General features: G+C 68.7%; 7 protein-coding genes. 4 read left to right on the top strand and 3 right to left on the bottom strand.

All coding sequences use genetic code 11. The features are described 5' to 3' along the window. Positions 1 to 258: 258 nt before the first annotated feature. Together RJ03_RS03455 and pdxH are read right to left on the bottom strand one after the other, a co-directional pair. Positions 259 to 1,551 carry an MFS transporter gene (locus RJ03_RS03455; RefSeq protein ID WP_232329637.1) on the bottom strand — a complete coding sequence of 431 codons (1,293 nt, stop codon included), beginning with the start codon at positions 1,549 to 1,551 and terminating at the stop codon, positions 259 to 261. 114 nt (positions 1,552 to 1,665) lie between these two features. After that, positions 1,666 to 2,439: a pyridoxamine 5'-phosphate oxidase gene (gene pdxH, locus RJ03_RS03450; protein ID WP_083870576.1), complete on the bottom strand. Its 774-nt coding sequence runs from the start codon at positions 2,437 to 2,439 to the stop codon at positions 1,666 to 1,668. Positions 2,440 to 2,612: 173 nt separating this feature from the next. Between pdxH and RJ03_RS03445 the strand changes: the two genes are divergently transcribed. Together RJ03_RS03445 and RJ03_RS03440 are read left to right on the top strand one after the other, a co-directional pair. Beyond that, positions 2,613 to 3,755: a citrate synthase 2 gene (locus RJ03_RS03445; protein WP_036497980.1), complete on the top strand. Its 1,143-nt coding sequence runs from the start codon at positions 2,613 to 2,615 to the stop codon at positions 3,753 to 3,755. 79 nt (positions 3,756 to 3,834) lie between these two features. Continuing rightward, a complete protein-coding gene (locus tag RJ03_RS03440; RefSeq protein ID WP_232329633.1) occupies positions 3,835 to 4,725 on the top strand; it encodes a polysaccharide deacetylase family protein in 891 nt (296 codons plus the stop codon). 17 nt (positions 4,726 to 4,742) lie between these two features. Here the strand turns inward: RJ03_RS03440 and RJ03_RS03435 are convergent, their stop codons facing one another. Then, entirely contained in the window at positions 4,743 to 5,555 is an 813-nt protein-coding gene (locus RJ03_RS03435; protein WP_245552169.1) for a hypothetical protein, read from the bottom strand. 138 nt (positions 5,556 to 5,693) lie between these two features. Between RJ03_RS03435 and serC the strand changes: the two genes are divergently transcribed. Both serC and sepH read left to right on the top strand, forming a co-directional pair. Further along, entirely contained in the window at positions 5,694 to 6,821 is a 1,128-nt protein-coding gene (gene serC / locus RJ03_RS03430; protein ID WP_036497974.1) for a phosphoserine transaminase, read from the top strand. 308 nt (positions 6,822 to 7,129) lie between these two features. Further along, a partial coding sequence (gene sepH / locus RJ03_RS03425; protein WP_157163322.1) for a septation protein SepH occupies positions 7,130 to 7,899 on the top strand: 770 nt, incomplete at its 3' end.

Raw genomic sequence — 7,899 nt, 5'->3', positions numbered from 1 at the left:
AAAGTACCGGCTTGGCGTCGCCTGCGCCGTCGGCGTCCGAAGGCGTTTGCGCGACTTTGATGTTCTCAGCGGGCACGGAAGGATCCCTCTCAGGCTAGAACCGTAGGCGTCGGGCGCGGTCGGCGTCCGGCGCACTTACCTCAACGCTAGCCGCTCACCGGTAGCGCCGATCCGTGAGGGTCGTCATCTGCTACCTCACGGTCACATGTGTGCGATGTGAGCTCGCGGGCCCGGTCGTGCTAATGGCCCGCGCGGTACTCACGAGTGCTGATCGGCCGGAATCTCGGCGTGGACGCGGGGAACGCGGTAGCGGACGAAGGCGGGGAAGACGGCCGCGGCGATCAGCACGCCGATCACCACCAGGACCCCACCACCGGCCGCCGCGACGGCAGTACCCATGGCCGCCGCGGTGAAACCGTGGGCAACATCACCGATCCGGGGCCCACCTGCGACGACCACGGTGAACACACCCTGCAGCCGCCCGCGCATCTCGTCGGTCGCCACCTCTTGCAACATGCTGGTCCGCAGCGCCGCGGAGAACATGTCGACCGCACCGCCGAAGGCCAAGCAGGCCAGGGCGATCCACAGTCCGACCCCCACGCTCAGCTGATGGCCGGTGGCGCCGACGGCGAGTCCGAAGCCGATCATCGCCACACCCCACAGCGCGATGCACACGACCACGGCCATGCCCTGGCGCCGCACGTGTCCGAGCCATCCGGAGAACACGCCACCGGCGACCGCACCCGCCGACATCGCGGCGAAGAGCAGGCCCAATGCCACACCGCCGGTCACCGGATCGCCGAAGGTGTCGTGCGCCATCTGCGGGAACAGTGCCCGCGGCATGCCGAACACCATCGCGATGATGTCGACGGCGAAGGAGGCCAGCAGGATGGGCTGGGTGGCCAGATAGCTGAAACCCTCGACGACCGTGCTCAATCCGGCCTTGCGGGCCACCCCGGTCGGCGGGACGGCGGGCAGCCGCCACACCGCCCACAGTGTGGCCAGCAGGGCGATGGAGTCGAGCAGATACAACATCGACAGTCCGGTCACCGGAATCAGCGCGCCCGCGAGAACGGGCCCGGCGATGGCGCCGAACTGCATCACGGTCATGTTCAGCGAGTTGGCGGCCGGGAGCAGATCACCCGGCAGCAGGCGCGGAATGATGGCCGCGCGGGTCGGCTGGTTCATCGCGAAGAACGCCTGCTGCACCGCGAAGAGTCCGAGCACCAGCCAGACGTTGTTCACCCCGGCCGCGGCCTGCAGCCAGAACGCCACCGAGGTCAGCCCGGTGCCGGTGCTGGTGATCAGCAGCAGGGTGCGCCGGTCCATGACGTCGGCGACCGCGCCGCCCCACAGGCCGAAGACGATCAGCGGCACCAGGCCGAAGATCCCGGCCAGGCCGACATATCCGGAGCTGCCGGTGATTTGGTAGATCTGCTGTGGAACCGCGACCACCGAGAGCTGGGCTCCGATGACGGTGACGATATTGGTGACCCACAGCCGCCGGAAATCGATGTCGCGCAGCGGTGCGACATCGGCGAGCACCTTCACCACGGCCGGGCTTTCACCATGGCGCGGTGTCTTCGAGAAATCATCCCATGAATATAGCCGGTGCCGGCCGATCCGCGACTCGGGCATATCGCCCGTCGCGGCAGGGATTCCGGGTCAGGGTTGCAGGCGTTCGATGCGGGCGGAGCCGATCGCGGCCGGTCCGTCCGGAAGCGTGATCCGGATGCGGTTGTGCAGCCGGCTGCGCCGGCCCTGCCAGAACTCGATCTGCTCCGGACGCAGGATGTAGCCGCCCCAATTGGCCGGGACCGGAATCTGTTCCACGCCGTCGAAACGGGCCGTGACGTCGGCCAATGCCCGATCCAGATCCTCCCGCGAGGCCACCGTGCGCGATTGGTGCGAGGCCCACGCGCCGAGTTGCGAATTGCGCGGGCGTGAGCGCCAGTACGCCGTGGTGACCTCCGTGGAGACCTGGTCCACCGGGCCTCGTAGCGTCACCTGCCGGCCCACCTTGGGCCAGGCGAAGGTGGCCGACGCATACGGCACCGCGTGGAGTTGATCACCCTTCGCGGAGTCGTAATTCGTGTAGAAAGTCACACCCTCCGCGGACACTCCCTTGCACAGGACCGTGCGTGAGGCGGGGCGCGGTCCGGCGTCGGTGAGCTCGACGGTAGCCAGCACCATGGCGTTGGGTTCGGTGATACCGGCGTTGGTGGCGAGCTCGATCCAGTTGCGCAGCAACGGTTCCCAGCCGTCGACCGGCCAGCTCTCGGTCAGGTCCGGATCGCCGCCGTATTCGGCCCGCATCGCGGCGATGTCGACATCGACGCGGGGTACGGCCCCGAAGCGGTCCGGCAAAGTCGATGAATTCGCGGTCGGAAGACCCGATTCGCCCCCCGCTGAGCCCGGTGAATTCTGCTCCTCGCGCATGGTCCAAACGTTACTCCCCAGTACTGGGGGGATAAGGTTGCAGGTGATCGGCCGGAGTGGCATACGGCCGCACCCGGCCGAGCCGGGAAAGCACCGCCCCGGCCGAGCCGGGAAAGCACCATCGCGTGGCCGCCCACAGATCGTGCGGCCCGATTTGCAAGGAGAGTCACAACATGACTACCAGCGCTGCGGCTCCTACTGGTCCGGCCGTACCCCCCGATTTCGTCAGTGGTCTGGAAGGCGTGGTGGCGTTCACCACCGATATCGCCGAGCCCGACAAGGACGGCGGCGCGCTGCGCTACCGCGGTGTCGACATCGAGGATCTGGTCGGTAACCACGTCACCTTCGGTGACGTCTGGGCGCTGCTGGTCGACGGCCGCTTCGGGCAGGGACTGCCCCCCGCCGAGCCGTTCCCGCTGCCGGTGCACACCGGCGACGTGCGCGTCGACGTGCAGGCCGGTCTGGCGATGCTCGCCCCGATCTGGGGCTACCAGCCGCTGCTGGACATCGACGACGCCACCGCGCGCGAGAACCTCGCGCGCGCGTCGGTTATGGCCCTGTCCTATGTCGCGCAGTCCGCCCGCGGCATCTATCAGCCGGCCGTGCCGCAGAAGGACATCGACGAGGCGAGCACGATCACCGAACGCTTCATGCGGCGGTGGAAGGGTGACCCGGATCCGCGCCACGTCGAGGCCATCGACGCCTACTGGGTGTCGGCCGCCGAACACGGTATGAACGCCTCCACGTTCACCGCGCGCGTGATCGCCTCGACCGGCGCCGATGTGGCCGCCAGCCTCTCCGGCGCGATCGGCGCCATGTCCGGTCCGCTGCACGGCGGTGCGCCCGCGCGCGTGCTGCCGATGATCGAAGAGGTCGAAAAGACCGGCGACGCACGCGGTCTGGTGAAGGGCATCCTCGATCGCAAGGAGAAGCTGATGGGCTTCGGCCACCGGGTCTACCGGGCCGAGGACCCGCGTGCCCGGGTGCTGCGCGCCACCGCGAAGCGGCTGGACGCCCCGCGCTACGAGGTTGCCGCCGCGCTCGAGCAGGCCGCGCTCGCCGAACTGCGTGAACGTCGCCCCGATCGCGCCATCGAGACCAACGTCGAGTTCTGGGCGGCCGTGATCCTGGACTTCGCCGAGGTGCCGGCGCACATGATGCCCGCCATGTTCACCTGTGGCCGCACCGCGGGCTGGTGTGCGCACATCCTCGAGCAGAAGCAGCTGGGCAAGCTGGTACGCCCCGCCGCGATCTACACCGGACCGGCGCCGCGCACCGCGGAATCCGTGCCGGGTTGGGACACCATCGTCCGGTAGCTCCGGCCCACCACCGATCGAGCGCCTTCGCGGTTTCTGCGGAGGCGCTCGTCGCTTCTCTGCCGTAGCATCTGCTCGCGTGGGTGGTGCAGAACTGTCGCGACGTCGGCTTCTGGCAGCGGGCGCGGCGGTAGCCGCGGGTTTCGCCGCAGCGGGATGCGCTACGGCCGAAGGGAATTCGTCGGTCAAGACGATCATCTCCACGGCGCCGCCCGCGCCGGTGCACCCCTCGGTTCCGCCGGCGGCGAGTCCGGTGACGGCGGCGCTGTCCGCACAGCCCGATCCGGTGGCCGTGGCCGCGCGCTATGCCGGACGGCAGCCCACCGGATGGGGGATGGACCTGCCCGGAATCATCACCTCGATCCCGGCGCAGGGTAAGCAGATGGCGTTGACGTTCGACGCCTGCGGCGGACCGGACAACGACGAGATCAACACCGAGCTGATGAATTACCTCGTCGCCCATGACATTCCGGCGACGCTGTTTCTCAACAAGCGCTGGATCGACGCCGACCCGCGCCGGGCCGAGCAGCTGGCCGCCAATCCGTTGTTCGAACTCGCCAACCACGGCACCCGGCACTGTCCGCTCTCGGTCACCGGCCACACCGCCTACGGCATCGCCGGCACCGCGTCCCCGCAGCAGGCGATCGACGAGGTGTGGGGCAATCACGAGCGGCTCACCCGGCTGCTCGGGCATCCGCCGCGGTTCTTCCGCGCGGGCACGGCGCATTACGACGATGTGGCGGTCGCCATCGTGCGGGATCTGGGGGAGACACCGGTCGGCTTCAGCATCAACGGTGACGCCGGCGCGACCTTCTCCGCCGCGCAGGTGCGCACCGCCATGTCGGCGGCGCAGCCCGGCGCGATCTCGATCGCCCATATGCACCGCCCGAAATCCGGTACCGCCGAGGGCATGTCGGTGGTGCTGCCGGTATTGCGTTCGCGCGGTTTCGAATTCGTCAAACTGCCCTGAGCCGCACGTTGCGCGCCTCAGAGTTCGGCCGAGGCCTCCCAGTCCACGGCCACCGACTCGCCGCGGTCCACGGCGAAGAACGCGACCTCGAGATGCCGGCCCAGATCGACCAGTTCGATCGCCGGTAGCGGCACCGGCTGCACGATCCGAACTCGCCACGGCTGCGGTTCGTCCCAGGCGCGCAGTTCCAGATCCAGCCGCAGCACCGGATCGTCGCGGCCCGAATAGTCGGCGGCGATCGGTGTGGCGGCCAGCACGGTCGCGTCGGCGCGGCGGCCCGCGGACAGGATCTTCGAAATGCTGACCCGCGTCGCCTCGGTGACGCCGGGCACGTAGAGCACCAGCCGCTCCCGATCACCCGGATCGACGCGGCAGCCGACCACATCACCGGGTTGCATGGACTCCCGGTCGACGTCGCTCACTCGTTGCCGTATCCGGGTCTCGTACGGCGGTGCGCCGTCGAGCTGGATCCGGACCCAGAAGCGATAGCCGGTATCGATCCGGCCCGCGGCCGCCGTCCGTTTCCGCGCGCCGTCGACGGGGAGGGCCGAGGTCGGGGTCCGGCAGGGCCGGACCCCGAGAATCGTGGCCTTCCCGGGCAGGCCGCGCAACAGCAATTCGTGGCGCGCTCCATCGGAGAGCATGCCCGTACGCAGCATGAATCCGGCTCCCTCGAGCCGCTTGACCAGGCGCGCGCGCAGGCCGGGCCCCCCGCTACCGGACCGGGTCGATCCGTCCGCGTCATCCTGGGGAACCGCGGTGGGCCCCGATGCCGCGGATGCGGCGGAGATGCCCGTGGAGTCCGGTCGCTCCCGCCCTGTCATGCTCATTGCCCAACGGTAACGGGCGGCCGTGCGCCGACACGGCGTTACGGACATCTGCGCGGTTCCGGCGAGCCCGTCGCACCCGTGTGCACAACCTCGACCCACCCACGCGCGAGACCTACATCACGCTCTAGGCTTGAGCCCATGACCGCTGCCTTTCCGAGCATTCCCGACGATCTGAAGCCCGCCGACGGACGGTTCGGCTGCGGCCCGTCCAAGGTCCGTCCCGAACAGCTGCGCTCCCTCGTCGAGGTCGGCGCGTCCGTGATGGGTACCAGCCACCGTCAGAAGCCGGTCAAGGACGTCGTCGCGCGCGTCCGTTCGGGCCTGCGCGACCTGTTCTCGCTGCCCGAGGGCTACGAGGTCGTGCTCGGCAACGGCGGCACCACCGCGTTCTGGGACGCCGCGGCCTTCGGCCTGATCCGGGACCGTTCGCTGCACCTCACCTACGGCGAGTTCTCCTCGAAGTTCGCCGCGGTGGCCAAGCGCAACCCGTTCATCGGCGATCCGATCGTGGTCTCCTCGGACCCGGGCACCGCGCCCGAGCCGGTCTCCGACCCGGTCGCCGACGTGATCGCGTGGGCGCACAACGAGACCTCCACCGGTGTGTCGGTTCCCGTGCAGCGGCCCGCCGGCTCGGACAACGCGCTGATCGCCATCGACGCCACCTCCGGTGCGGGCGGTCTGCCGGTGAATATCGCCGATGCCGACGTGTACTACTTCGCGCCGCAGAAATGCTTCGCCTCCGACGGTGGCCTGTGGGTCGCGCTGATGAGCCCGAAGGCGCTGGAGCGAGTCTCCGAAATCAAGGATTCGGGTCGCTACACCCCCGAATTCCTCTCGCTGCCGATCGCGATCGACAACAGCACCAAGGACCAGACCTACAACACCCCGGCGCTGGCCACCCTGCTGTTGTTCGCCGATCAGATCGAGTGGATGAACAACAACGGCGGTCTGGACTGGACCGTGAAGCGGACCCTCGATTCCTCGTCGCGGCTGTATTCCTGGGCCGAGTCCAGCGAATTCGCTACCCCGTTCGTCGCGGAGCCGGCGCACCGCTCGCAGGTGGTCGGCACCGTCGACTTCGACCCGTCGGTGGATGCGGCGCACGTCGCAAAGGTGTTGCGCGCCAACGGCATCGTCGACACCGAGCCCTACCGCAAGCTGGGCCGCAACCAGCTGCGCGTCGGCATGTTCCCGGCGATCGACCCCGAGGACGTGTCGCAGCTGACCCGCTGCATCGACTGGGTGGTGCAGCAGATCAGCGCCTGATCGCCACGGCGCTCGGATAAAAAGCTCGCGAAAGTCGCGGAATTTCGTCACCGAAATCCGCGGCTTTCGCGTTTACGCTGTGTTGGTGTGCGCCAACCGAAATCGTGCCGGAAGTTTGCCGGGGCGCGGGCCGGTGAGCGTGGAAACAGAGCAGATTAGTCGTCCCCAGCACCGCGGCGGTAGATTTCAGGCCGCGTGTCTTGCCACACGAATCTCAGAAGTGCACTACTGTTCCAGAACGTGGGCGGTGTCGCGAGCTAGTTGGTGCTCGGCGCAGCTGTGATCGACGCAGCGATAAGGAGGTAACGGTGCGTGAACTTCGAGTGATCGGATTGACGCCCGATTCCGCGCACATCGTGTGCGTCGATGCCGAGACCGGTCAGAAGTACCGGCTCGCCGCCGACGAGAAGCTGCGTGCCGCCGCGCGTGGAGACCTTGCCCGATTCGGCCAGATCGAGATCGAAACGGAGGCGACCATGCGTCCTCGCGATATTCAGGCTCGGATCCGTGCCGGTGCGTCGGTGGAGCAGGTCACCGAAGAGTCCGGTATGCCGGCCAGCCGGGTGGAGCGTTTCGCCTACCCCGTGCTGCTCGAGCGTGCCCGCGCGGCCGAGCTGGCGCAGAAGGCGCATCCGGTGCGCAAGGACGGTCCCGCCGTGGAGACGTTGATCGAGATCGTCTCGGCCGCCTTCGCCGAGCGCGGCCACAATATCGATATCGCCGAATGGGACGCCTGGAAGGACGAGAAGAACTACTGGGTGGCCCAATTGCAGTGGCAGGCGGGCCGTTCGGTGATCGCCGCGCACTGGCGCTACCAGCCGGACGCGCACGGCGGCTCGGTGGTGCCGCTCGACGATCCGGCCTCGGACCTCATCGATCCCGATTTCGGCCGCGCGCTGCGCGGGCTGGCCACCATCCTGCCGGAGCCGGCGCCCGAGCCCGCCCCGGTGGTGGAACCGGTGTCGGCGGGGCCCGTTCAGACCACCGCGGTGGCCGAGACGGGCGAGGCCGGTTTCGACGAGTACTTCGAGCAGCGGGCCGCCGTGGGCGGCACGGCGGTTCCGGTCAGCGCCAAGAG

Origin of the sequence: Nocardia aobensis NBRC 100429 (genome assembly GCF_000308375.1) — a bacterium.
GTDB classification, from domain to species: Bacteria; Actinomycetota; Actinomycetes; order Mycobacteriales; family Mycobacteriaceae; genus Nocardia; species Nocardia aobensis.
This window is presented reverse-complemented; position numbering and strand designations above follow the sequence as displayed.